Source organism: Acidovorax sp. ST3, from assembly GCF_003231145.1.
Taxonomy (GTDB): domain Bacteria; phylum Pseudomonadota; class Gammaproteobacteria; order Burkholderiales; family Burkholderiaceae_C; genus Acidovorax.
The window spans coordinates 1026895-1051132 of record NZ_QKVP01000001.1 but is presented as its reverse complement, the minus strand read 5'-3'; the positions used below and the strand labels follow the sequence as shown (position 1 = coordinate 1051132).

General features: G+C 63.5%; 19 protein-coding genes. 15 read left to right on the top strand and 4 right to left on the bottom strand.

Annotated elements, in window-relative coordinates; all coding sequences use genetic code 11:
• Nucleotides 1-10: 10 nt before the first annotated feature.
• The 8 genes from lpxA to DNK89_RS04620 all read left to right on the top strand — a co-directional run bounded on the left by lpxA (nucleotide 11) and on the right by DNK89_RS04620 (nucleotide 9177).
• The gene (gene lpxA / locus DNK89_RS04655) at nucleotides 11-799 is read left to right on the top strand and encodes an acyl-ACP--UDP-N-acetylglucosamine O-acyltransferase (protein ID WP_110959069.1); all 789 of its coding nucleotides are present in this window, start codon (nucleotides 11-13) and stop codon (nucleotides 797-799) included.
• A gap of 10 nt (nucleotides 800-809) precedes the next feature.
• Nucleotides 810-1973 carry a lipid-A-disaccharide synthase gene (gene lpxB, locus DNK89_RS04650; RefSeq protein WP_110959204.1) on the top strand — a complete coding sequence of 388 codons (1164 nt, stop codon included), beginning with the start codon at nucleotides 810-812 and terminating at the stop codon, nucleotides 1971-1973.
• The gene (gene rnhB / locus DNK89_RS04645; protein WP_110959068.1) at nucleotides 1939-2571 is read left to right on the top strand and encodes a ribonuclease HII; all 633 of its coding nucleotides are present in this window, start codon (nucleotides 1939-1941) and stop codon (nucleotides 2569-2571) included. The genes lpxB and rnhB overlap by 35 nt, the downstream gene beginning before the upstream one ends.
• A gap of 20 nt (nucleotides 2572-2591) precedes the next feature.
• Nucleotides 2592-3365 (top strand): RNA methyltransferase, encoded by a 774-nt coding sequence (locus DNK89_RS04640; protein ID WP_110959067.1) that lies wholly within the window; start codon nucleotides 2592-2594, stop codon nucleotides 3363-3365.
• 265 nt (nucleotides 3366-3630) lie between these two features.
• Nucleotides 3631-4794, top strand: a complete 1164-nt coding sequence (gene carA, locus DNK89_RS04635; RefSeq protein WP_110959066.1) for a glutamine-hydrolyzing carbamoyl-phosphate synthase small subunit — start codon at nucleotides 3631-3633, stop codon at nucleotides 4792-4794.
• Entirely contained in the window at nucleotides 4794-8039 is a 3246-nt protein-coding gene (carB, locus tag DNK89_RS04630; protein ID WP_110959065.1) for a carbamoyl-phosphate synthase large subunit, read from the top strand. The genes carA and carB overlap by 1 nt, the downstream gene beginning before the upstream one ends.
• Nucleotides 8040-8239: 200 nt before the next feature.
• A complete protein-coding gene (gene greA / locus DNK89_RS04625) occupies nucleotides 8240-8716 on the top strand; it encodes a transcription elongation factor GreA (protein WP_110959064.1) in 477 nt (158 codons plus the stop codon).
• A gap of 11 nt (nucleotides 8717-8727) precedes the next feature.
• Nucleotides 8728-9177 carry a DUF4149 domain-containing protein gene (locus tag DNK89_RS04620; RefSeq protein ID WP_110959063.1) on the top strand — a complete coding sequence of 150 codons (450 nt, stop codon included), beginning with the start codon at nucleotides 8728-8730 and terminating at the stop codon, nucleotides 9175-9177.
• A 53-nt stretch (nucleotides 9178-9230) separates the two neighbouring features.
• Here the strand turns inward: DNK89_RS04620 and DNK89_RS04615 are convergent, their stop codons facing one another.
• The gene (locus DNK89_RS04615; protein WP_110959062.1) at nucleotides 9231-10016 is read right to left on the bottom strand and encodes a glycosyltransferase; all 786 of its coding nucleotides are present in this window, start codon (nucleotides 10014-10016) and stop codon (nucleotides 9231-9233) included.
• Complete coding sequence (locus DNK89_RS04610) at nucleotides 10016-10489, bottom strand: YhbY family RNA-binding protein (protein ID WP_110959061.1); 474 nt, start codon at nucleotides 10487-10489, stop codon at nucleotides 10016-10018. The genes DNK89_RS04615 and DNK89_RS04610 overlap by 1 nt, the downstream gene beginning before the upstream one ends.
• A gap of 105 nt (nucleotides 10490-10594) precedes the next feature.
• Here DNK89_RS04610 and DNK89_RS04605 point away from each other — a divergent pair, with 105 nt between their 5' ends.
• From DNK89_RS04605 to glmM, 4 genes are all read left to right on the top strand, one after another.
• The gene (locus DNK89_RS04605; protein WP_110959060.1) at nucleotides 10595-11251 is read left to right on the top strand and encodes an RlmE family RNA methyltransferase; all 657 of its coding nucleotides are present in this window, start codon (nucleotides 10595-10597) and stop codon (nucleotides 11249-11251) included.
• Nucleotides 11252-11431: 180 nt separating this feature from the next.
• Nucleotides 11432-13351, top strand: coding sequence for an ATP-dependent zinc metalloprotease FtsH (gene ftsH, locus DNK89_RS04600; RefSeq protein ID WP_015013574.1), 1920 nt, complete (start codon nucleotides 11432-11434; stop codon nucleotides 13349-13351).
• Between the two features lie 125 nt (nucleotides 13352-13476).
• Nucleotides 13477-14307: a dihydropteroate synthase gene (gene folP, locus DNK89_RS04595; protein WP_110959059.1), complete on the top strand. Its 831-nt coding sequence runs from the start codon at nucleotides 13477-13479 to the stop codon at nucleotides 14305-14307.
• A gap of 90 nt (nucleotides 14308-14397) precedes the next feature.
• Complete coding sequence (glmM, locus tag DNK89_RS04590) at nucleotides 14398-15732, top strand: phosphoglucosamine mutase (protein ID WP_110959058.1); 1335 nt, start codon at nucleotides 14398-14400, stop codon at nucleotides 15730-15732.
• 62 nt (nucleotides 15733-15794) lie between these two features.
• On the opposite strand, the gene DNK89_RS04585 is transcribed toward glmM, so the two are convergent.
• Together DNK89_RS04585 and DNK89_RS04580 are read right to left on the bottom strand one after the other, a co-directional pair.
• The gene (locus tag DNK89_RS04585) at nucleotides 15795-18026 is read right to left on the bottom strand and encodes a bifunctional diguanylate cyclase/phosphodiesterase (RefSeq protein ID WP_110959057.1); all 2232 of its coding nucleotides are present in this window, start codon (nucleotides 18024-18026) and stop codon (nucleotides 15795-15797) included.
• A gap of 199 nt (nucleotides 18027-18225) precedes the next feature.
• Nucleotides 18226-21177, bottom strand: coding sequence for an EAL domain-containing protein (locus tag DNK89_RS04580; RefSeq protein WP_110959056.1), 2952 nt, complete (start codon nucleotides 21175-21177; stop codon nucleotides 18226-18228).
• A 200-nt stretch (nucleotides 21178-21377) separates the two neighbouring features.
• Here DNK89_RS04580 and DNK89_RS04575 point away from each other — a divergent pair, with 200 nt between their 5' ends.
• From DNK89_RS04575 to DNK89_RS04565, 3 genes are read left to right on the top strand one after another with little or no spacing between them, the layout of a single operon-like run.
• Nucleotides 21378-22217: a GNAT family N-acetyltransferase gene (locus DNK89_RS04575; protein WP_110959055.1), complete on the top strand. Its 840-nt coding sequence runs from the start codon at nucleotides 21378-21380 to the stop codon at nucleotides 22215-22217.
• A 3-nt stretch (nucleotides 22218-22220) separates the two neighbouring features.
• Nucleotides 22221-23090, top strand: a complete 870-nt coding sequence (locus tag DNK89_RS04570; RefSeq protein ID WP_110959054.1) for a UDP-2,3-diacylglucosamine diphosphatase — start codon at nucleotides 22221-22223, stop codon at nucleotides 23088-23090.
• A complete protein-coding gene (locus DNK89_RS04565) occupies nucleotides 23087-24178 on the top strand; it encodes a glycosyltransferase family 1 protein (protein ID WP_110959053.1) in 1092 nt (363 codons plus the stop codon). Before DNK89_RS04570 ends, DNK89_RS04565 begins: the two co-directional genes overlap by 4 nt.
• Nucleotides 24179-24238: the final 60 nt, after the last annotated feature.

The following is a 24238-nucleotide window of genomic DNA, read 5'->3' as shown; positions in this document are numbered from 1 at the left end:
CTGTTGGATCGTGAGCAATATCCACCCCACAGCCCTTGTTGCGGACGGTGCCTGCCTGGACCCTACGGTCACGGTGGGGCCATACACAGTCATTGGCGAACACGTGACCATTGGTGCGGGCACCACGGTCGGCGCGCACTGTGTGATCGATGGGCACACCACGATTGGTGCTGACAACCGCATCTTCCAGTTCAATTCCATCGGCGCCATCCCGCAGGACAAGAAGTACGCGGGCGAGCCGACCGAACTGGTCATCGGCGACCGCAACACCATCCGCGAGTTCTGCACACTGAACCTGGGCGTGCCCCAGGCTGGTGGCATCACCACCGTGGGCCATGACAACTGGATCATGGCGTACACCCACATCGCCCACGATTGCCATGTGGGCAACCACACTACGCTGGCGAACAACACCACGCTGGCAGGGCATGTGCACCTGGGCGATTGGGTGACGGTGGGCGGGCTCACCGGCATTCACCAGTTCGTCAAGATTGGTGCCCATGCGATGGTGGGCTTTGCCAGCGCCGTGTCGCAGGACGTGCCACCTTTCATGCTGGTGGATGGCAACCCCTTGGCCGTGCGCGGCTACAACGTGGTGGGGCTGCGCCGGCGTGGCTTTTCGGCCGAGCGCATTGCGGCGGTCAAGCAGATGCACAAGCTGATCTATCGCCAGGGCCTCACGCTGGAGGCCGCGCGCGCCGCCATTGCAGAGCTGGCGCAGTCCGCGCCGCAGGCCAGCGACGACGCGGCGATGATGGAGCGGTTCCTGGCCGACGCCACGCGCGGCATTGCGCGCTGAGGGCTGGGCGATGGCAGATTCCCCCCGCGTCGCGATGGTGGCGGGCGAGACGTCGGGCGACTTGCTGGCGGGCTTGCTGATCGACGGCATGCAGGCGCATTGGCCGGGGCTGCAATCCAGCGGCATTGGTGGGCCGCAGATGGCGCGCCGTGGCTTTGCTGCCTGGTGGCCCAGCGACAAACTGGCGGTACACGGCTACAGCATGGAGGTGCTGCGCCGGCTGCGCGAGTTGCTGCGCATCCGCAAGCAGCTGCGCGAACGCCTGCTCAAAGACCGCCCCGATGTATTCATCGGCGTGGATGCGCCGGATTTCAACCTGGGCCTGGAGGCCGATTTGCGCGCTGCGGGCATCAAGACCGTGCATTTCGTGTGTCCGTCCATCTGGGCCTGGCGTGCAGACCGCGTCGAAAAGATCCGCCGCAGCGCGGACCATGTGCTCTGCATCTTCCCGTTCGAGCCAGAGTTGCTCGCGCAGCACGGCATAGCCGCCACCTACGTGGGCCATCCCCTGGCGGGCGTGATTCCCATGGTGCCGGACCGTACGGCCGCGCGCGCTCAGCTGGGCCTGAGGGATGAGGACGAAGTTCTGGCCATCCTGCCGGGAAGCCGCTCTTCCGAGATCCAGTACATCGCGCGGCCCTTCTTTGAGGCGGCAGCGCTGGTGCTTAAAGCGCGACCAGCTATTAAATTGATAGTACCTGCAGTGCCTGCACTGCGTGACCGCATCGAGCAGGTGGCGCGCGCGTGTGGTCTGGGTGATGCCCTGCAGATCACCACAGGCCAGTCGCACACGGTGCTCGCGGCCTGTGATGCCACCTTGATCGCCAGCGGCACCGCGACGCTGGAGGCCGCTCTGTTCAAGCGGCCCATGGTCATCGGTTACCACATGCACCCCCTGAGCTGGTGGCTCATGCGCCGCAAGCAACTGCAGCCCTGGGTGGGCCTGCCCAACATCTTGTGCCGCGAGTTTGTGGTGCCCGAGCTGATCCAGGACGCCGCGACGCCCCAGGCCCTCTGCGCAGCCACCTTGGACTGGCTGGATGCAAAGCGCCAAGATCCCCCCAAAATTGCGGCCCTGGAGCAGCGCTTTACGGCGCTGCACGAGAGCCTGCTGCGCAACACTCCCCAACTGGCTGCCGATGCGATCCAGAAAATCCTCGCTCCCGCAGCCTGAGCAGGCCTGCCTGCCCTGGCATCCGCCCGGCCTCGTGGCTGGCGTGGACGAGGCCGGCCGTGGTCCCCTGGCCGGGCCCGTGGTGGCAGCGGCTGTGATCCTGGACGACCTGCACCCGATTGCGGGCTTGGCCGACTCCAAGAAACTCACGGCCGCGCGGCGTGAAAAGCTTTACGACGAGATCCGCGCCAAGGCCCTGTGCTGCAGCATTGCCGAGGCCAGTGTCGAAGAGATCGACCAACTCAACATCCTGCAGGCCACGCTGCTGGCCATGCGCCGTGCCGTCATGGGGCTGCGGCTCAAACCGGCGATGGTGCTGGTGGACGGCAACCGGCTGCCCGTGCTGGACGTTCCTGCGGAGGCCATCGTCAAGGGCGATGCGCTTGTGCCGGCCATCTCGGCAGCCTCCATCCTTGCCAAGGTGCACCGCGACCGCTGGTGCGCGCAGGTGCATGATGAGTTCCCCCAATACGGCTTTGCCGGCCACAAGGGATACGGCACGGCCGTGCACATGGCGGCCTTGCGCGAGCACGGTGCCTGCATTCACCACCGGCGCTCGTTTGCGCCTGTGGCCCAGAACCTGCGCTCCGGATCCTGACCGGGCGCTGAAAATTTGCCATGACCTCCTCGTCCGTCACCGCCATCCATTCCCGCGATAACGCTTTCGTCAAGGATTTGCGCCGTTTGGCCCAGGACACGACGGCGTACCGCAAGCAGGGCCGTGTCTGGCTCGAAGGAGACCATCTGTGCCGCGCCGCGCTGGCGCGGGGGCTGCGGGCATCGGTGGCGGTGTTTTCTGAGTCTTTTTGGCCGCAGGCGCAGGTGGAATATGCCCGGGCAGCTACAAAATTCATAGTTCTTGCGGATGCACTGTTTGCAGACGTGAGCGGGCTGGAGTCGCCCGCCGCGATGGGCTTCATCCTGGACCTGCCCGCACCGGCATCACTCCGGCCCGATGCCGCCACCGTGGTGCTGGACAGGGTGCAGGACGCGGGCAATGTGGGCTCCATCCTGCGCAGCGCCTCGGCGTTCGGGTTTCGCCAGGTGGCCGCCATCAAGGGCAGTGCCGCGCTGTGGTCGCCCAAGGTCTTGCGGGCTGGCATGGGGGCGCATTTCGCACTCGACCTGATCGAGGGGCTGGCGCTGGACGACCTCGCCGCCCTCCAGGTGCCGCTGCTGGTCACCAGCTCGCATGCGGGTGACTTCCTGCACTGCGCCGCCTTGCCCTGGCCCTGCGCCTGGGTGATGGGCCACGAAGGGCAGGGCGTCAGCCCGGCTCTGGAAGATAGGGCTTCTTTGCGCATCCGCATCGCCCAGCCCGGCGGCGAGGAGTCGCTGAACGTGGCGGCGGCTGCGGCCATCTGCCTGCACGCGAGCGGAGCAGGGCGCTGAGCCTGTCCGCGCCCGTCGCGGTGCCATGGGCGCTCGGGGTGAGCCTTGGTCCCGCAGCTCATAGACGTTGGTACCAGGGTTATGCAAGGCATGCATTGCGGAGGTGTCAGCGACGGAGGGTATAATCGGGAGCTTTTCTCGCAACAGCGTCGCCCGACCGCACCCAAAGCAACAACCCATCTGAGAGCAGCCATTGGCACCATCGCGCTTCGAGTGTGCGAGTGGTCTGCAGGCGCCGGGCGACCGTAACCATCCGGAGAACCCAGTGCTTTTGTCTCTCAAGGGAAACTTCCCGCCCGCCATCCTGGCGCTCGCAGACGGCACGGTCTTTATCGGTAACTCGATCGGTGCCACCGGCACCACGGTCGGTGAAGTGGTGTTCAACACCGCCATCACCGGCTACCAGGAAATCCTCACCGACCCCAGCTACTGCCAGCAGATCGTCACCCTGACGTATCCGCACATCGGCAATTACGGCGTCAATGCGGAAGACATCGAAGCCGACAAGGTCCATGCAGCAGGTCTGATCATCAAAGACCTGCCCCTTCTGGCCAGCAACTTCCGATCCACCGAAACGCTTTCGCAGTACCTCGTGCGCGAAAAGACGGTGGCCATTGCCAACATCGACACCCGCAAGCTCACCCGCCTGCTGCGTGACAAGGGTGCGCAGAACGGCGCCATCCTGGGCCTCGCAGCCGGTGAGGCTGTGACGCAGGCGCGCATCGACGAAGTCCTGGCCGCGGCCAAGGCTGCGCCCAGCATGAAGGGCCTGGACCTGGCCCAAGTGGTGACCACCCCTGCGACCTACACCTGGGACCAGACCGAGTGGAAGCTGGGCGACGGCTATGGCACACAGGCTGCGCCGCGCTTCCATGTGGTGGCGTACGACTTTGGAGTCAAGAAAAACATCCTGCGCATGCTGGCCGAGCGTGGCTGCAAGCTCACCGTGGTGCCCGCCAAGACGCCTGCGGCGGACGTGCTGGCCATGAAGCCGGACGGCGTGTTCCTGTCCAACGGCCCTGGCGACCCAGAGCCCTGCGACTACGCCATCGAAGCCACCCGCCAGATCGTCGAAGCGGGCGTGCCCACCTTCGGCATCTGCCTGGGCCACCAGATCATGGCCTTGGCCAGTGGCGCCAAGACATTCAAGATGGACAACAGCCACCACGGCGCCAACCACCCGGTGAAAGACCTGGACAACGGCCGCGTGAGCATCACCAGCCAGAACCACGGGTTTGCCGTGGACATGGCCTCGCTGCCCGCCACACTGCGCCCCACGCACATCAGCCTGTTCGACGGCACGCTGCAAGGCCTTGAGCGCACCGACAAGCCTGCGTTCTGCTTCCAGGGCCACCCCGAGGCATCGCCCGGCCCGCACGACATCGCCTACCTGTTTGACCGCTTCACCGCGCTGATGGAGAAGAAATAATGCCAAAGCGCACAGACCTCAAATCGATCCTCATCATCGGCGCCGGCCCGATCATCATCGGCCAGGCCTGCGAGTTCGACTACTCCGGCGTGCAGGCCTGCAAGGCCCTGCGCGAAGAGGGCTACAAGGTCATCCTGATCAACAGCAACCCCGCGACGATCATGACCGACCCGGCCACCGCCGACGTCACCTACATCGAGCCCATCACCTGGCAGACGGTCGAGAAGATCATCGCCAAGGAGCGCCCTGACGCCATCCTGCCCACCATGGGCGGCCAGACGGCGCTGAACTGCGCGCTCGACCTGTGGCGCAACGGCGTGCTCGACAAGTACAAGGTCGAGCTGATCGGCGCCACGCCCGAAGCCATCGACAAGGCCGAAGACCGCCTGAAGTTCAAGGACGCCATGACCAAGATCGGTCTGGGCTCCGCGCGCTCGGGCATCGCCCACAGCATGGACGAAGCCTGGGCCGTGCAAAAGAGCGTGGGCTTTCCCACGGTGATCCGCCCCAGCTTCACGCTGGGTGGCACGGGTGGCGGCATTGCCTACAACCCCGAAGAGTTCGAGACCATCTGCAAGCGCGGCCTGGAAGCCTCCCCCACCAACGAGCTGCTGATCGAAGAATCGCTGCTCGGCTGGAAGGAATACGAGATGGAAGTGGTCCGCGACAAGGCGGACAACTGCATCATCATCTGCTCCATCGAAAACCTGGACCCGATGGGTGTGCACACGGGTGACTCGATCACCGTGGCTCCCGCACAGACGCTGACCGACAAGGAATACCAGATCATGCGCAACGCGTCGCTCGCGGTGCTGCGCGAGATCGGCGTAGACACGGGTGGCTCCAACGTGCAGTTCTCGGTGAATCCGAAGGACGGCCGCATGATCGTCATCGAGATGAACCCGCGCGTGTCGCGTTCGTCGGCACTGGCGTCCAAGGCCACGGGTTTCCCCATTGCCAAGGTCGCCGCCAAGCTGGCCGTGGGCTACACGCTCGATGAGCTGAAGAACGAAATCACGGGCGGCGCCACGCCTGCCTCGTTCGAGCCTTCTATCGACTACGTGGTCACCAAGATCCCGCGTTTCGCGTTCGAAAAATTCCCCACGGCCGACAGCCGCCTGACCACGCAGATGAAGTCGGTGGGTGAGGTCATGGCCATGGGCCGCACCTTCCAGGAAAGCTTCCAGAAAGCCCTGCGCGGCCTGGAAGTGGGCGTGGACGGCATGAACGAAAAGACCCAGGACCGCGAAGTGCTCGAAAAAGAACTGGGCGAGCCCGGCCCCGAGCGCATCTGGTACGTGGGCGACGCGTTTGCCATGGGCCTGTCCGTGGACGAGGTGTATGACCTCACCAAGATCGACAAGTGGTTCCTGGTGCAGATCGAAGAGATCGTGAAGATCGAGCTGGAGCTCGACAAGATCGCTGCAGAAAAGGGCGACGCTGCATTGGCATCGCTGGACGCTGACACGCTGCGCACGCTCAAGAAGAAGGGCTTCTCCGACCGCCGACTGGCCAAGCTGCTCAAGACCACCGAGAAGTCGGTGCGCGAAGCACGCCGCGCCCTCAACGTGCGCCCGGTCTACAAGCGCGTGGACACCTGCGCTGCCGAGTTTGCGACGAACACGGCCTACATGTACTCGACCTACGAGGAAGAGTGCGAAGCCGCGCCCACGGACAAGAAAAAGATCATGGTGCTGGGCGGTGGCCCGAACCGCATCGGCCAGGGCATCGAGTTCGACTATTGCTGCGTGCATGCCGCACTCGCTATGCGCGAGGATGGCTACGAAACCATCATGGTCAACTGCAACCCTGAAACGGTTTCTACCGACTATGACACGTCCGACCGCCTGTACTTCGAGCCGCTGACGCTCGAAGATGTGCTCGAAATCGTGGACAAGGAAAAGCCACACGGCGTGATCGTGCAGTACGGCGGTCAGACGCCGCTCAAGCTTGCACTGGGCCTGGAAGCCGAGGGCGTGCCGATCATCGGCACCAGCCCCGACATGATCGACGCGGCCGAAGACCGCGAGCGTTTCCAGAAGCTGCTGGGCGACCTGGGTCTGCGCCAGCCGCCCAACGCCACCGCACGCACCGAGGCCGAGGCCCTGGAAAAGGCCGCCACGCTGGGTTACCCCCTGGTGGTGCGCCCCAGCTACGTGCTGGGCGGCCGTGCGATGGAAATCGTCCACGAACAGCGTGACCTGGAGCGCTACATGCGCGAGGCCGTAAAGGTGAGCAACGACTCGCCCGTGCTGCTGGACCGCTTCCTGAACGACGCCATCGAGTGCGATGTGGACTGTCTGCGCGACCCCGAGGGCAAGACCTTCATCGGTGGCGTGATGGAACATATCGAGCAAGCCGGTGTGCATTCGGGTGACTCGGCCTGCTCGCTGCCGCCTTACTACCTCAAGCAGGCCACGGTGGATGAGCTCAAGCGCCAGTCGGCTGCCATGGCCGAAGGCCTGAACGTGGTGGGCTTGATGAACGTGCAGTTCGCCATCCAGGAAGTGGATGGCAAGGACGTGATCTACGTGCTGGAAGTGAACCCCCGCGCCTCGCGCACGGTGCCGTTTGTCTCCAAGGCCACGGGCATCCAGCTGGCCAAGGTGGCGGCACGCTGCATGGCCGGCCAGACGCTGGCTTCGCAAGGCATCACCAAGGAAGTCACACCGCCGTATTTCAGCGTGAAGGAAGCCGTGTTCCCCTTCGTCAAGTTCCCCGGTGTGGACACCATCCTCGGCCCCGAGATGAAGTCCACCGGCGAAGTGATGGGCGTGGGCAAGACCTTCGGCGAAGCCTTCGTGAAGAGCCAGCTGGGCGCGGGCACCAAGCTGCCGACGTCGGGCAAGGTGTTCCTCACCGTGAAGAACAACGACAAGCCCCGCGCGGTGGACATTGCCCGCCAACTGGTGGCGCTGGGCTTTGACCTGGTCGCTACCAAGGGCACGGCTGCAGCCATTGCCGAAGCGGGCGTCCCGGTGGTGGTAGTCAACAAGGTCACGGAAGGCCGTCCGCACATCGTGGACATGATCAAGAACAACGAGATTGTCATGGTCATCAACACCGTGGAAGAGCGTCGCAACGCGATCGCCGATTCGCGTGCCATCCGTACCTCGTCGCTGCTGGCCCGGGTGACCACCTTTACCACCATCTTTGGTGCGGAGGCGGCCGTGGAAGGCATGAAGTATCTGGACAAGCTCGACGTGTATTCCGTGCAGGAACTGCACGCCCAGCTGGCGGCCTGACCGGGTTTTTGCGGTGGCTTTTGCTGCTGCAAACACGGCATAATTGCTGCTGAACTAACACCGCCGCGCGGCAACGTGCGGCGGTTTCCTTTTGTAGATGTGCTACGTGCTTCCCTGTGTTGTTTATGGGAGTAGCGTGGCGATAGATCGGTGGAAGTGCTTTGCACTTTCACCGTTTTGACTTGTGGAGACTCAATCGCATGGCCACCATTCCCATTACCAAGCGCGGCGCTGAAATGCTCAAGGAAGAGCTGCACCGCCTCAAGACTGTGGAGCGTCCCGCAGTGATCGCAGCGATTGCCGAAGCACGCGCGCAGGGCGACCTGAGCGAAAACGCCGACTACGACGCGGCCAAGGACCGCCAGGGCTTTATCGAAGGCCGCATTCAAGAGATCGAGGGCAAGCTTTCGGTAGCCCAGGTCATCGACCCCAGTGCGGTCGACGGTGGCGGCAAGGTGGTGTTTGGTGCCACGGTCGAACTGGAGGACGAAGACTCTGGTGATATGGTGAAGTACCAGATCGTGGGCGAAGACGAGGCGGACCTCAAGCAAGGCCTGATCAATATCTCCAGCCCCATCGCGCGTGCGCTGATTGGCAAGGAAGAGGGCGATACTGCTGAGGTGCAGGCCCCTGGCGGCATTCGTCGCTACGAAGTGGTGGCGGTCAGCTACCAGTGAACCTGCACGGCATGTCCCACCGCCTTCCTGCCCTGGTCGCCGCGCTTTGGTGGGGCAGTTTGACCACCATCGGGTTTCTGGTCGTGCCCATGCTGTTTGCCCATCTTCCGTCGCCCACCGTGGCGGGCAACATGGCGGCCAAGTTGTTTGCGGCGCAGACCTGGGTGGCGGTCGCCTGTTGTCTTGTGCTGCTGCTGATTTCAAGGCCGAAACAGGCCGTGGCGCAGTATCCATGGGCGCGAGCAGCTATGGTTTTTATACTGGGTGGGCTTTTGTTGGCACTGCTCACACAGTTTGGTGTGGCCCCTCGCATCGTGGCGCGGCAGGATTTACGCCTTTGGCACAGCGTGGGCACACTGATGTACGTGCTGCAGTGGTGTTGCGCCCTGGTCGTTGTGTGGCACACCCTGCGCCAAGATCATGAGTCGCCTTCTCGCCCGGTGGGCCCAGCAGGCTCCTGAGCCCGCGAGTGCTGACGGCAGCAGCCAGCGCTGTTGCCCACCGAATGCCTCGCTTATTCGTGCCAGTGATCAGCCACCCAAGTGGCCGGACGAATGAAGCGAAAGCGCCGGTTGCGCCGTCCCGCCAAGGCATCCGGGGGGTTGCATTCACCATGAAAAATCACGATCCGTGCACCTTCTGGCACGAACGGTGCGCGCCAGTAGTTGGTAGGCCAGGGCGGTATTCCGTGGTACTTGAAACTGGGGCACCACGCGGCGGGCCAGTATTGCAGCTTGCCTTGCTTGTACAAGAAGTCGGACAGGTAGGCCTGTTCGTTACGAAACTGCGCCCGGATTTCAGCGAAATGCTCGCGAAAATACGCCAGCACATCAGGGTGTGCGCCCAGCTCAAAGCGGTATACCGACGAGTTGCCAGTGATGCGCCACGGACGTTTGTAGTCGTGAATGATCAGGAATTCGCCGGGCTGGGTGAAGAAGTCATCCAGCGATCCGGTGATCACGACGTCCACATCGAGGAACAGGGCCGTGCCTTTGAGACCATGCAAGTCCTGGCTGAAGGTGGCCAGCTTGGTCCACCCCCGCTCGGGAATGCCGGGCGGCAGATCGAGTGGAGGGATGGGTAGGCATAGCACCTCGCTGCGTATGCCGGTGCTGTCATCCGTGAGGCAGATAAAACGGAAATCGCCGCTCAGATGCCGGCGCACCATGGCATACAGCCGGTTGACGTATTCGGGGCCGTATTTCGTGCCCCATTTCATGCAGAGGATGTGGCGCGTGGACACCTTGCCGGCAGGTGCTGCAACGGTTGCAGGTACTGCCGAGCCTGCATCTTGGCTCATCAGTCGGCCTGACGCTTCTTGATGGATTTTTGCTTGGGCTTGGCCCGCTTAATCTGGCCGCCCGAGGTGAGGCGCTGGTTACCGAGCACGCGCAACTGCTTGATCTCGGGACGCTGGCCACCCCGCTTGCTGTACTTGAGCACCTTGACGTCGCGGGGGCCGGGCATCCGGTCTTCATCGACAGCACGCTCCTTGACGGGCTGAGGCCGCCACAGCACCAGCAGCTTGCCGATGTGCTGGATGGGCGCGGCATTGAGTTCAGCGGTCAGCTCCTGGTACATCAGCTCGCGCGCGGCGCGGTCATCGTTGAAAACACGCACCTTGATGAGACCGTGGGCGTTGAGGGCGGCGTCAATTTCCTTCTTGACGGCGGGGGTGAGGCCATCGCCGCCAATCAGGACCACGGGGTCCAGGTGGTGGGCAGCGGCGCGTTGTTCCCGGCGCTCGGCAGGAGTCAGTTGAATTTGGGGCATCCCCGTATTATGTCTGCGGCCCGGCTGGACGTGATTCCGGCTGCCGTGCGCAGCGCTGGGGGCAGGTGGGCCACTGCAGCGATTGTCGAGAGACAATACCGCCATATGAAAGTCAAAACCCAGAGCAAAAAGGTGAACAAGGCGTGGCTCAACGACCACGTGAACGACACCTATGTCAAATTGGCACACAAGGAGGGTTACCGCGCCCGTGCCGCCTACAAGCTCAAGGAGATTGACGAGCAGCTGGGCCTCATCAAGCCGGGTTATACGGTCGTCGATCTGGGCTCTACCCCGGGGGCATGGAGCCAGTATCTGCGCCGGCGCCTCTCACCCTCGGGTGCTGCAGCGGGGCAGCTCAACGGGGTGATCATTGCGTTGGACATCTTGCCCATGGAGCCGATTGAAGGTGTCACCTACCTGAACGGAGATTTTCGGGAGCCCGAAGTGCTGGAGCGCCTGGAGCAGGTGCTCGACGGCCGGGTGGTGGACGTGGTTGTGTCGGACATGGCGCCCAACCTGTCGGGCATCGAGTCGGCCGATGCGGCGCGGATTGCGCACTTGGTGGAGTTGGCTGTGGATTTTGCTTGCAACCATTTGAAACCGGAGGGCGCCCTAGTGGTCAAGCTGTTCCATGGCAGTGGGTACAGCGATCTGGTCACCTTGTTCAAGCAGACCTTCAAGGTCGTCAAGCCCCTGAAACCCAAGGCTTCGCGCGACAAGTCCTCCGAAACGTTCCTGGTGGGTATGGGGCTTAAAAAGTAGCCTGTCCAGGCTTGCCTCAGGTCAAGAATCCGTGAACTTTGGCGCCAAAGCCCGCGCTGATTCCATGGGCGTGAGGGGGAATAGGACTGGCCCCGTGGCTTGAAAGACCTAAAATGGGCCGCACATGCGTGCCATGACGGCAGTGTGTCCGTTTTCTGTTCCCCGCAACTGGAGCCCCGCTTGAACAATCAGTGGTTTTCAAAAATTGCCGTATGGCTGGTCATCGCCATGGTGCTGTTCACGGTGTTCAAACAGTTTGACACCCGCAGCGGCGCAAGTGCAGGCCACGTCGGGTATTCCGAGTTTCTGGACGAAGTCCGCAACAATCGCATCAAAAGCGCCACCATTCCTGAAGGGCTGAGCGGCGGCGAGATTGTGGCGGTCACGACCGATGACCGCAAAATCCGCACGAATGCCTCGGTGTTGGACCGTGGTCTGGTGGGCGACCTGCTGAACCATAACGTCAAGTTCGACGTGAAGCCCCGTGAGGAAGGTTCCCTGCTCATGACGCTTCTGGTCAGCTGGGGCCCCATGCTGCTGCTGATTGGCGTATGGGTGTACTTCATGCGTCAGATGCAGGGCGGCGGCAAGGGCGGTGCGTTCAGCTTCGGCAAGAGCAAGGCGCGCATGCTGGACGAGAACAACAACCAGGTCACGTTCGCGGACGTGGCGGGCTGTGACGAGGCCAAGGAAGAAGTGAAGGAAGTCGTGGACTTCCTGAAGGACCCGCAGAAGTTCCAGAAGCTGGGTGGCCGTATTCCCCGTGGCCTGCTGCTGGTCGGCCCTCCCGGTACCGGTAAGACTTTGCTGGCCAAGTCCATTGCGGGCGAAGCCAAGGTGCCGTTCTTCAGCATCTCGGGCTCGGATTTTGTGGAAATGTTCGTTGGCGTGGGTGCGGCCCGCGTGCGCGACATGTTCGACAACGCCAAGAAGAATGCCCCCTGCATCATCTTCATCGACGAAATCGACGCCGTGGGCCGCCAGCGCGGTGCTGGCCTGGGCGGCGGCAATGACGAGCGCGAGCAGACCCTGAACCAGATGCTGGTCGAGATGGACGGCTTTGAGACGAACCTGGGTGTCATCGTGGTGGCTGCCACCAACCGTCCCGACATCCTGGACGCCGCCCTGCTGCGCCCCGGCCGTTTCGACCGCCAGGTCTACGTGACGCTGCCCGACATCCGCGGCCGCGAGCAGATCCTGAATGTGCACATGCGCAAGATCCCGATCGGCCAGGATGTGGCTCCTGCAATCATCGCCCGCGGCACACCCGGCATGAGCGGTGCTGATCTGGCCAACCTGTGTAACGAGGCTGCCCTGATGGCTGCGCGCCGCAATGCGCGCACCGTCGAGATGCAGGACTTTGAGAAGGCCAAGGACAAGATCCTGATGGGTCCAGAGCGCAAGAGCATGGTCATGCCCGAGGAAGAGCGCCGCAACACGGCCTACCACGAGGCTGGTCACGCCCTGATCGGCAAGCTGCTGCCCAAGTGCGACCCGGTGCACAAGGTCACCATCATCCCCCGTGGCCGCGCCTTGGGCGTGACGATGAGCCTGCCTGCACAGGACCGCTACAGCTATGACCGCGAATACATGCTTAACCAGATCAGCATGCTGTTCGGTGGTCGTATCGCTGAAGAAGTGTTCATGAACCAGATGACCACGGGCGCGAGCAATGACTTTGAGCGCGCTACACACATTGCTCGTGACATGGTCACCCGGTACGGCATGACGGATGCATTGGGCCCCATGGTCTACGCCGAGAACGAAGGCGAAGTATTCCTGGGCCGTTCAGTGACCAAGACCACCACCATGAGTGAGCAGACCATGGAAAAGGTGGACATGGAGGTGCGCCGCATCATCGACGACCAGTACAACCTGGCACGTCGTCTGATTGAAGAAAACAGCGACAAGATGCACGCCATGGCCAAGGCCTTGCTCGAATGGGAAACCATCGATACCGAGCAGCTGGATGACATCATGGCAGGCAAGGAGCCCCGTCCTCCCAAGGACTGGACGCCGCGCACTCCGCCCTCGGGTGGCGACAACTCCAGCGGCGGTACTCCTGCAGTAGCCACGGACACCGCACCGACAGCAGCCTGACCAGGCTCTCGGTACAGTCGTTCAAACGGGGCCTCGTGCCCCGTTTTTCGTGGCGTTCCATTTTTTCACTGCGAATTTGTTGGCTTGGCCTCTCTTTCGAAAATCTGCATGGGTTCGATCGACACATGATCTGGCAGACTTCTCGCTTCGCCATTGATCTGGCCCGTCCCCAGGTCATGGGTATCGTCAATGTGACGCCCGACTCTTTCTCCGACGGGGGGCGCCATGGCTCCACGTCTGCTGCGCTGCGGCATTGCGAGCAGATGCTGAAGCAGGGGGCCGATATCCTGGACATCGGTGGCGAGTCCACCCGGCCGGGCAGCCCGGCTGTACCCCTGGACGAGGAGTTGTCCCGTGTGGTGCCTCTGGTGCGTGAGGCGGTCACCCTGGGTGTCCCGATCTCGGTGGACACCTACAAGCCCGAGGTCATGCGTGCCGTGCTGGACCTGGGGGCTGACATCGTCAACGACATTTGGGCCTTGCGACAGCCGGGCGCTGCGGCGGCGGTGGCTGCGCACCCGCAGTGCGGCGTGTGCCTGATGCACATGCACCGCGACCCGCAGACCATGCAGCAGGCGCCCATGGACGGGGATGTGGTGCCCCAGGTGCTATCATTTTTGGAGCTGCAGACGCATAATCTACTAGCGCTTGGGATCGAAAAGACTCGTATTCTGCTGGATGCGGGCATTGGCTTCGGCAAAACGGTGGAACAAAACTTTGCCTTGCTGGCGCGGCATTCTGAACTGCTGGCTGCTGGCTACCCGCTGCTGGCAGGGTGGTCACGCAAGTCTTCGCTGGGTGTGGTGACCGGGCTGGAGGTGGATCAGCGCATGGTGCCCAGCGTGGCCGCCGCCGTGCTGGCGGTCGAGCGGGGCGCTTCGGTGGTGCGTGTGCACGATGTGCGCGAGACGGTGGCGGCACTGGCCGTGTGGTCTGCGATGCAGCGATCTGGCTGAGGGCCCAGCGATTTGAGAGCAGTGTGTGGGGCGCCAAGTCCTCGCCTGTGAGAACAACATACAGAGATCCGTACGAGGAGACGCCAGAACATGACACGTCAATACTTTGGAACCGACGGCATCCGTGGCACCGTCGGGCAGCCGCCCATCACGCCGGATTTTGTGCTGCGCCTGGCCCATGCGGTGGGCCGTGTGTTGCGCCGTACGGAAGAGCGCCCTACGGTGCTCATTGGCAAGGACACGCGCATCTCGGGCTACATGCTTGAAAGCGCGCTGGAGTCTGGCTTCAACTCGGCAGGGGTGGATGTGGTGCTGCTGGGGCCGCTGCCTACGCCTGGCGTGGCGTATCTGACCCGGGCCCAGCGCGCCAGTCTGGGTGTGGTCATCAGCGCCAGCCACAACGCCTATCCCGACAACGGCATCAAGTTTTTCAGTGCACAAGGCACCAAGCTGTCGGACGCCTGGGAGCTGGCGGTGGAGGCCGCGCTGGCCGAGCCACCGGTCTGGGTGGACTCTGCCAGCCTGGGTAAGGCGCGACGCCTGGATGATGCTGCCGGGCGCTACATCGAGTTCTGCAAAAGCACCTTTCCCCAGGACCTGACGCTCAAGGGCCTGAAGATCGTGGTGGATGCTGCCCACGGTGCCGCGTACCAAGTGGCTCCCAAGGTCTTCCACGAGCTGGGTGCAGAAGTGCTGTCGATTGGCTGCGCGCCCGACGGCCTCAACATCAACCACGAAGTGGGCGCGACACATCCCGACGCCTTGGTCCGCGCCGTACGCGCGAACCGTGCCGACTATGGCATCGCGCTGGATGGCGACGCAGACCGGCTGCAGATCGTGGACGCCACCGGGCGGCTGTACAACGGCGACGAGCTGCTGTACCTGATGGCCGCAGACCGCATGGGCCGTGACGAGCATGTGCCGGGTGTGGTGGGTACCCTGATGACCAACATGGCGGTGGAGGTGGCATTGCAGGCCAAGGGTGTGAAATTTGTGCGCGCCAAGGTCGGTGACCGGTACGTACTGGAAGAACTGGCGCGCCACCACTGGGTGCTGGGCGGGGAAGGCTCCGGCCATCTGCTGGCACTGGACCGACACACCACCGGCGACGGTTTGGTGAGTGCGCTGCAGGTGCTGCAGGCCTGTGTGCGCAGCGGTCGCACGTTGGCGCAGCTGCTGGCAGACATCACCTTGTACCCGCAGGTGCTGCTCAACGTTCGCCTGGCGCCCGGGCAGGACTGGAAGGCCAACCGCCTGCTGGCTGAGACCACGCAGGCAGTGAAGCAGCAATTGGGCTCCTCGGGTCGCGTCTTGATCCGCGCCAGTGGCACCGAGCCTTTGCTGCGTGTGATGGTGGAGGCGCGCGACGCGCAAGTGGCCAGCTCCTGTGCGCAGCGGCTGGCAGATGCCGCTCGTGCGGGCTGAGTTCCTGGTCTCTCGGCGGAGCGCAGCGGCGTCCGTTGCGTCCTGAGTGGTATTGGGTCGGCTCAGTGCGCGGCGGTGTGCTGCCGCATGAAGCGCTCCAACTGCTCTGCGGGCAGCGGTGTGCTGAAGTGGTAGCCCTGTGCCTCGTCGCAACCCTGTTCGTGCAGAAAGGCCAGCTGGCTTTCGGTTTCCACGCCCTCGGCGGTGGTGCGCATCCCCAGCGCCTGCGCCATGCGGATGATGGCGCTGACGATGGCGCGGTCGTTGCTGTCGTTGCCCAGGTCGCGCACAAAGGATTGATCGATCTTCAGCTTGAAGATCTGGAACCGCTTGAGCTGGCTGAGTGACGAGTAGCCTGTGCCAAAGTCATCCATCGACATCCGCACCCCACGCGCGTGTAACTGGTCCATGGTCGCCACGGCCGAATGGGGGTCGTCCACTGCCACACCTTCCGTGAGCTCCAGTTCCAGCGAATCGGGGGGGAGGTCAAACTCCACGAGCACCCGGCTCACCAGCTCGGGCAGCTGTGGCTGGCGAAATTGGATCGCCGACAGGTTCACGGCCATCGTGAGTTCGGGAAACCCGCAGCTGCGCCATGCCTTGAGCTGGGCCAGTGCCGTGCGCAGCACCCACTCGCCAATCTGCAGAATCTGCCCGCTGTCTTCAGCAATCGGGATGAACTCTCCAGGAGAGATGGGGCCGAGCTGGGGGTGTTGCCACCGCAGCAGGGCTTCCACACTGCGCACGGTGCCCGTGGCCAGGTTCATCTGCGGCTGGTAGTGCAGGTGGAACTGCTCCCGTTCCAGGGCGCGGCGCAATGCGTTTTCGAGCTGCAAGGCGCGTACCGACTGAGCCTGCATCTCGGGGGTGAAGAAGCGGAAGGTATTGCGCCCATCCAGCTTGGCGCGGTACATGGCCACGTCGGCCGACTGGGTCAGCGTGTCGAAGTCGTGTCCGTCTTGCGGAAACAGCGCAATGCCCATTGACGGGGCCATCGTGAGCTCGTGGTGGTCGATCTGGTACGGCTGGCGCGACGCCTCCTGCAACTTGCTGGCGACCCGGGCTGCGCCCCGCGCATCTGCTCCGGGCAGAAGCAGGATGAACTCATCACCGCCCAGGCGAGAGACCGTGTCCTTGTCGCGCACCACGGCGCGCAGCCTTTTGGCGATTTCCACCAGCAGTACATCGCCCACCCGATGGCCGAGAGAGTCGTTCACATGCTTGAAGTGATCCAGATCCAGGAAGATGACGGCCAGGGGCGTCTGGTTGTCTTGTGCCAGCCGAATGGCCTGCTGCGCGCGTTCTGCCAGCAGGGCCCGGTTGGGCAGACCTGTCAGCGCATCGTAGTGAGCCAGCCAGTAAATGCGCTCCTGGTCGGCCTTGCGGTCATTGATTTCGCGGTGCAGGTTGGCCACGGTTTCGCGCAGCTCGCGCGTGCGGTCTTGCACCTGTCGCTCCAGCTGTTCATGGGCCTGGGCCAGCATCGCCTGTGCGCGTTTGCGGTCGGTGATGTCCATGGTGATCCAGATGGTGCCCTGGGCTGGGTCCGCCGGATCGATGCATTTGCTGCGGACTTCACAGATGACCGGGGTGCTGTCCTTGCGGCACAGCTCCACTTCGCCCTCGTACGACTGCCCCGCCACCAGCGTGGGGTAGCAGCGGTCACCCACTTCTTGCCACGCGGCATCGCTGGCATACCAGCGGCGGGACGAACAGCCCATGAGTTCGCCCGGCTCAAAGCCTAGCATCTGCTCAAAGTGGTGGTTGCAGCGGGTCAAGTGCCGGTCGCGCAAAAACACGATGCCCACCATTGCGCTGTCAAACAGCAACTGTTTTTCGCGCACAGCGGCATTCAGCGCCGCCTGGGCACGCTTTTGCTCATCAATGTCGTCCACGATCCAGATCGAGCCTTCGCCGGTATCGTGCGGATTGATCAGGCGCCCCGTCAGGCTGCCCCAGAACAGCGTGCCGTCCTGGCGACGGAGCTGGCGTTCAATCCGGAAGGATTGCCCCCGGGCCAGCGCAGGATAGGCAGTGCGCCCAAGGTCTCGGAAGGCATCCCGGTCTGGGTAGAAGGCTTCTGTGTTGAGCCCTACCAGGTGGGCTGGGCTGGCGTAGCCAAAAATTTCAGCATACCGCTGGTTGCAGCGCACCACACTGCGCTGGCGAAGAAACACGATGCCCACGCCCGCGCTATCCAGCAGGATCTGTTGTTCACGCAGGGTGCGTTGCAGTGGGGTGTCGGTAGGCACTCCAGCGCGCTGCGAGGGCGGAGTGCTGAACAGCGAATACATAAGACCAGTACAGGCGGCAGGGCCAGACGGCCTCAAAAATTGTGCCAAAGTGTAGCAGTGGCAGCTTACAAGCCGTTTTAGGGTATGCCTCAGGTAAAGCGTTGCAGGTTCTGCCGTACGGCGGAGGCCTGCGACGTTATCTTGAGCCTTGGCCCGAGAAGGGGCTGAGACACGTCGCCCGGTTGCTTTGGACGGGTTCCTAGCGTCCCAGGTGTTCCCGCAGGTAGGCCTCAAACGCATCGGCCGCCAGGGGGCGACTGAACAGATAACCCTGCCCCTCATCGCAGCCCTGCGAGCGCAGAAACTCCAGCTGGCCATCCGTCTCCACCCCTTCGGCAGTCGTCTGCATGCCCAAGGCCTGCGCCATGCGGATGATGGCGCTGACGATGGCCCGGTCGTTGGCGTCATCGTCGAGGTCGCGCACAAACGACTGGTCGATCTTGAGCTTGTAGATCTGAAAGCGTTTGAGATAGCTCAGCGACGAATATCCGGTGCCAAAGTCATCCATCGACAGCCGAACACCCCGGTCATGCAATTGGTCCATCATGGCCAGTGCAGCCGCGGGGTCGTCTACCGCAGCCCCCTCGGTCAGCTCCAGCTCCAGCCGGCGCGCAGGCAGTCCGGCTTGTTGCAGGCAGCGCGTCACCATCTCGGGCAACTGGGGGTGGCGGAACTGCACCGCCGACAGGTTGACTGATACGGCCCGCAAGGGCAGCTGCAGGTCCAGCCAGCGCTTGGCGTCGTGCACGGCGGTGTTCAGCACCCACTCGCCAATCGCCACGATCATGCCGCTGCTCTCTGCGACGGGGATGAATTCCGCCGGAGACACCATGCCCAGTTCGGGATGCTTCCAGCGCAGCAGCGCTTCAGCCCCGACGACCTGGCGCGTGGCGAGTGACACCTGGGGTTGGTAGTGCAACTCGAACTGGTTGCGTTCCAACGCGCGGCGCAGCGCGTTTTCGATCTGCAAGGCTCGGGCGGTGCGCGCCTCCAGATCGGCAGTGAAAAAGCCAAAGCGGTTGCGCCCGCTTTGCTTGGCGCGGTACATGGCGGCATCGGCACGCTGGTACAGGGTGTCGAACGAGTCTCCGTCCGCCGGATACATGGCAATGCCCACGGACAGGGTGGTGGTGAGTTCGTAAGACTCGACCTGAAAAGGCTGGGCCACCGCAATCAGCAGGCGCTGTGCTAAGCCGGCCGCCTGCATCGCGGAGGCGGCGGGTAACAGCAGCAGAAATTCATCGCCCCCCAGGCGCGACACAGTGTCCTGCGTGCCCAGCAGCGACTCCAGCCGCCGCGCCACAGCCACCAGCAGGATGTCGCCAATGCGGTGTCCCAGCGAGTCGTTGACGTTCTTGAAATGGTCCAGGTCCAAGAACAGCATGGCCAGCGTACCGCCCCGCGCTTGCTCTTGTTCAATGTGGCGCTGGGCGCGCTCCGCCAGGAGCGCACGATTGGGCAGATCGGTGAGGGGATCGAAATGCGCGAGCCGCTGGATGCGGTCCTGCGCCTCGCGCTGGAGCGTGATGTCGCGGAACAGCGTGATGGAGTGGGTGGTACTGCCGTTGCCGTCGCGCACACGGCTGACGGACAACCACTGGGGGTAGGTGGACCCGTCCTTGCGCCTACCCCAGGCTTCACCTTCCCAGTGTCCGTCCTTGGAGAGGTGGGTGTACACCAGGTCGGCATCGAAGTCCCGGGTGGACTCTGCCACCGTCAGCAGGCGCATTGACTGCCCCACCGCCTCTGCTTCGGAGTAGCCGGTGATGCGGCTGAATGCCCGGTTGATGCGCACGATGGTTTGGGCTGCATCGGCAATCACGATGGCCTCGCCGCTCTGGTCAAACACCTGGGCTGTCAGCTGCAACTGTTCCTGGGACCGCTTGCGTTCGGAGATGTCGCGGGACAGCACAATGAATCGGGGTTTTCCTCCAGCGGATCCTGCCTTGCGGGCTGCAGAAAGCTCGAACCAGGTGGGCCCTAGGTCGGGCAGGTCCAACATGATCTGGCGTCCGGTGGACCAGCCCTGGGACTGTGCTTCGTTGAGCACGTCCATCACGGTCAGCGCAGCCAGCGCAGGCAGCACGTCTGTGACGTTGCGGCCGATCAATTGCTCCGCAGGGCCCATGAGCAACTCGGCTCGCGGGCTGTGTACGCTGCAATAGCGGCCGTCCTGATCAATTTCAAACAGCGGATCGGGAATCGCGTCGATAGTGGCACGCAACTGTTGCTGTGTGGCCTGGATCTCGGACGTGCGCTGGGCCACCTGCGTTGCCAGACCGCGTTCATGGGCCTTCAGTTCGACCAGCAAGCGTGCGAGGTAGCCCATCAGCAATGCAAACAGCAAACCCAAGGTGCAGCGCAGGGCGAGCACGCCGGGCGCTCCCCATCCTTGGGCAGGGGACAGGCTGAGCGTCCACTGGCCATTGGGCAGGGTGAGTGAGCGACCCACAGCGTCGTCGGCGGGCGGGGGGGCAGACGCCGCGATAGTCTGCTCTTGATGGTTGTCCGGGCGAACACGCCACAGTCGATAGTGGAAGCCCCGCTCGGTGAGCTGCGGCAGGCGCGCAGTCGCCAGCACCTCTGGAAGGCGGATGGTGACGTAAGTGAACCCCCAGAAGTTGCGGCGCCCCAGGTCATCTTCCAGATACACCGGCTGGCGCCCCACGACACCCAGGCCGCCCTGCACCAACTCCATGGGGCCCGCCAGCGTCAGCAGACCGGATTCGCGGGCGCGGGCGGCTTCCACCCCTTGGCGGGGGTCGTTGAGCTGGTCAAAACCAATCGAATTTTCGTTACCCGCGCGGGGAACGACTTGCTGCACCACCCCACCTGGGGACAGACCCATGGCCGCGATGCCCGGGTAGAACGGCAGCATCTGCATGCCGATTTCTTCGAACTGGGGAACGTTGCCATGGCCCTGCCGCACCAGGGCCACCAGGGTGTTGTTGGCCGACAAGGCCAACTCGATGGCGCGCTGCAGGGCCTGTACGTGGTCGCCCGCCACATCTGCCGCCTGGGTGCGCTGCTGCGCGCGTTCCTGCCGCTCCAAGGTCCAGACCAGTGCTCCAGCGCAGGCCGCTGCCAGCAAAAAAACAGCGGCAAAGGCGGCAAGAGGGCTGCGGGTGGAGGGCGGGGCGGCTGAAGACACGACGAAGTTCCTCAATCCATTATGCAGGCCCTCGGTGGGCGGGAGGGCCCCAGGGGCGAGGGAAAAACATGTCACGGCGCTGACATGCGGTGGACACGGGCATGTCACGCGCGGCTTTCACACTCCCGGCCAGGGAAGCGGATTCCCGCCTCGGTTGGAGATGCCAGCTGAGCCCGTTTTAACCGAAGGAGACGTTGTCCATGAACGACCTGCCCACTCTGATGCAGTTGTCCACATCGCCTGAGGCGGCCGGCACCGGCATTGTTCAACGCCCTGCCGTTGTCCCGGGCGCGGCGCAGGTTGCCCCGGCGCGTGGCGCCATTGAGGTGACCTGGGCCAGGCATCTGGATGAAGTCCGCGAGGCGCAGCACCTGCGCTTTGAGGTGTTTGCGGCAGAGATGGGCGCTCGATTGACGACCCCCGTTCCTGGCCACGACGTGGACCTCTTCGACGACTACTGCGAGCACCTTCTGGTGCGCGACGCCCAGAGCCTGCAAGTCATTGGGACTTACCGGGTGCTGACGCCTGCGCAGGCCAAGCGGGTGGGCGGAACCTACAGCGATACCGAATTTGACTTGACGCGCCTGCGCACCTTACGCCCCCGGATGGTGGAACTGGGCCGTAGCTGTGTGCACCCCGATCACCGCCACGGCGGCGTGATCATGGCGTTGTGGAGTGCACTCGCAGACTTTATGGTGCGCAACGAACTCGACACGATGATCGGCTGTGCCAGCATTCCCATGCTTCACAACGGCGTGGTCAGTGGCGATGCGGCCGCCAGCATCTGGCAGCAAGTGCGCAAGACCCATCTGGCGCCTATCGAGTACCACGTGCTGCCGCGCTTGCCGCTGCCCGTGGAGCATCTGGACGGCTCGATTGCCGTGGACCCGCCGGCCCTGATCAAAGGCTATCTGCGACTGGGCGCCCGTGTGCTGGGCGCGCCGGCCTGGGATCCGGACTTCAATACCGCCGACCTGCCGATGCTGATGCGGCTGGCCGACCTACATCCCCGCTACCGCAAGCATTTTCTGGGGGCTTGACCGGTGCGTGCCGCGTTCGACGCTCTGGGCCCTTGGTTGAACGAGTCTCCGGTGGCTCAGGATGCCGAGCCTGACGCACCTGCAGCACTCGCGGGTCAGCGGGGGTTTCGTGCGGTGTTCATTTCGGACTTGCACCTTGGCACGCCGGGGTGCCAGGCTGACGCGTTGCTGGATTTTCTGAAACACCATCCCAGCGACCATCTGTACCTGGTGGGGGACATCGTGGACGGATGGCAGTTGCGCCGCCGCTGGTTTTGGCCACAGGCCCACAACGACGTGGTGCAAAAGCTGCTGCGCCGCGCGCGCAAAGGGTGCCGTGTGGTGTTTGTTCCTGGCAACCACGACGAGTTTGCCAGGGCGTTTGTGGGGCATTCCTTTGGGGGCATTGAGGTAGTGTCCGATGCGGTGCACACCACTGCCGATGGGCGCAGCCTCTGGGTCACCCACGGCGACCACTTTGACGGCGTAATCCAGTGCGCCAAATGGCTGGCCTACGTGGGTGACAACCTGTATGAATTCACGCTCAAGCTCAATCGCCATCTGAACACCTGGCGAGCCCGCATGGGGCTGCCGTACTGGTCGCTGTCTGCCTACCTGAAGGGCAAAGTGAAAAAAGCGCTCAACTATGTCACCGACTTCGAGGTGGCCGTGGCCGCCGAGGCCCGCCGCCGTGGGCACGACGGGGTAGTCTGCGGACATATCCACCGCGCGGAGATGCGCGAGATCAACGGGACCTTATATTGCAACGATGGCGACTGGGTGGAGAGCCACACAGCGCTGGTCGAACACCTGGATGGCCGACTGGAGCTGTTGTACTGGCCCGCCACTCCTGCGACCCATGTGTCCCACCAGACCGAACAGGTGCCCGCATGAGGATCGCGTTGCTGACCGATGCATGGCTGCCCCAGGTCAATGGCGTGGTGACCACGCTGGTGGAGTTGGTCCGCGAGCTGGAGGATGCCGGGCACGATGTGCACGTGTTCCACCCCGGACAGTTTGCGACCCGTCCATGCCCCGGTTACGCGGGCATTGACCTGGCTGTGCGCCCCTACAAGGTGCTTGCCCAGAAGCTGGATGCCTTGCAGCCAGATGCCATTCATCTGGCGACCGAGGGGCCTCTGGGGTGGGCGGGTCGCCGCTACTGCCTCAAGCGTGGCCTGGCTTTCACCACGGCCTTTCATACGCGCTTTCCTGAGATCCTGCAGGCCGCCCTGCGTATACCGCTGCGTTGGGGGTATGCGCTTTTCAGGCATTTTCATCGTCCCTCATCAGGGGTCATGGTGCCCACACAGGGGGTCTTGCAGATGCTGCAGCAGCGGGGCTTCAGCCACCTGCGCTTGTGGACGCATGGTGTGGATACCCAGGCGTTCCGATTCCATGGCGAGGTCTGCCAGAGCCCGCTCACGGGCGTGCTGGCCCATCCGGTGGCCCTGTACGTGGGCCGTATCTCGTATGAAAAGAACATTGACGCCTTTTTGCAGTTAGATATGCCAGGCACCAAGGTCGTATGTGGTGTGGGACCGCTTGAGGCGCGGCTGAAAGCCAAGTACCCGCAAGTGCGGTGGCTTGGCATCCTGGACCGGGATTCGCTGGCACAGGTCTATGCCTCGGCCGATGTCTTTGTGTTTCCAAGCCGCTCCGAAACCTTTGGGCTGGTCATGCTGGAGGCCATGGCTTGCGGCACGCCGGTGGCGGCATTTCCTGAAGATGGGCCGCGGGAAGTGCTGGGGGCTGGGGAGGGTGGGGCGCCCCTGGGCGGCGTTTTGCATGACAGCCTTTTGGCGGCCACGCAGCAAGCGTTGTCCATGCCGAGGTCCGAGGCACGAACCCGGGCGCTGGAATTCACTTGGGCACATGCAGCCCGGCTGTTTCAACAGTATTTGGTGCCTGCCCGCTCCAGCTCACAGGGAGCTCCTGTGTCTGTCACAAAGTCTGTCACGCAGTTGTCATCTGGGCGTTAAATACTGCAGCGATTCCGCAATTGCTGCACCCGCGTATCCATGCCGCCCCTGCCTACCGCC

Excerpts from the sequence above, each read along its gene's own strand:
- lpxB (WP_110959204.1), top strand. The coding sequence starts at position 810 with ATGGCAGATTCCCCCCGCGTCGCGATGGTGGCGGGCGAGACGTCGGGC.
- rnhB (WP_110959068.1), top strand. The coding sequence starts at position 1,939 with ATGCGATCCAGAAAATCCTCGCTCCCGCAGCCTGAGCAGGCCTGCCTG.
- DNK89_RS04640 (WP_110959067.1), top strand. The coding sequence starts at position 2,592 with ATGACCTCCTCGTCCGTCACCGCCATCCATTCCCGCGATAACGCTTTC.
- carB (WP_110959065.1), top strand. The coding sequence starts at position 4,794 with ATGCCAAAGCGCACAGACCTCAAATCGATCCTCATCATCGGCGCCGGC.
- greA (WP_110959064.1), top strand. The coding sequence starts at position 8,240 with ATGGCCACCATTCCCATTACCAAGCGCGGCGCTGAAATGCTCAAGGAA.
- DNK89_RS04620 (WP_110959063.1), top strand. The coding sequence starts at position 8,728 with ATGTCCCACCGCCTTCCTGCCCTGGTCGCCGCGCTTTGGTGGGGCAGT.
- DNK89_RS04615 (WP_110959062.1), bottom strand. The coding sequence starts at position 10,016 with ATGAGCCAAGATGCAGGCTCGGCAGTACCTGCAACCGTTGCAGCACCT.
- DNK89_RS04610 (WP_110959061.1), bottom strand. The coding sequence starts at position 10,489 with ATGCCCCAAATTCAACTGACTCCTGCCGAGCGCCGGGAACAACGCGCC.
- DNK89_RS04605 (WP_110959060.1), top strand. The coding sequence starts at position 10,595 with ATGAAAGTCAAAACCCAGAGCAAAAAGGTGAACAAGGCGTGGCTCAAC.
- folP (WP_110959059.1), top strand. The coding sequence starts at position 13,477 with ATGATCTGGCAGACTTCTCGCTTCGCCATTGATCTGGCCCGTCCCCAG.
- glmM (WP_110959058.1), top strand. The coding sequence starts at position 14,398 with ATGACACGTCAATACTTTGGAACCGACGGCATCCGTGGCACCGTCGGG.
- DNK89_RS04585 (WP_110959057.1), bottom strand. The coding sequence starts at position 18,026 with ATGTATTCGCTGTTCAGCACTCCGCCCTCGCAGCGCGCTGGAGTGCCT.
- DNK89_RS04575 (WP_110959055.1), top strand. The coding sequence starts at position 21,378 with ATGAACGACCTGCCCACTCTGATGCAGTTGTCCACATCGCCTGAGGCG.
- DNK89_RS04565 (WP_110959053.1), top strand. The coding sequence starts at position 23,087 with ATGAGGATCGCGTTGCTGACCGATGCATGGCTGCCCCAGGTCAATGGC.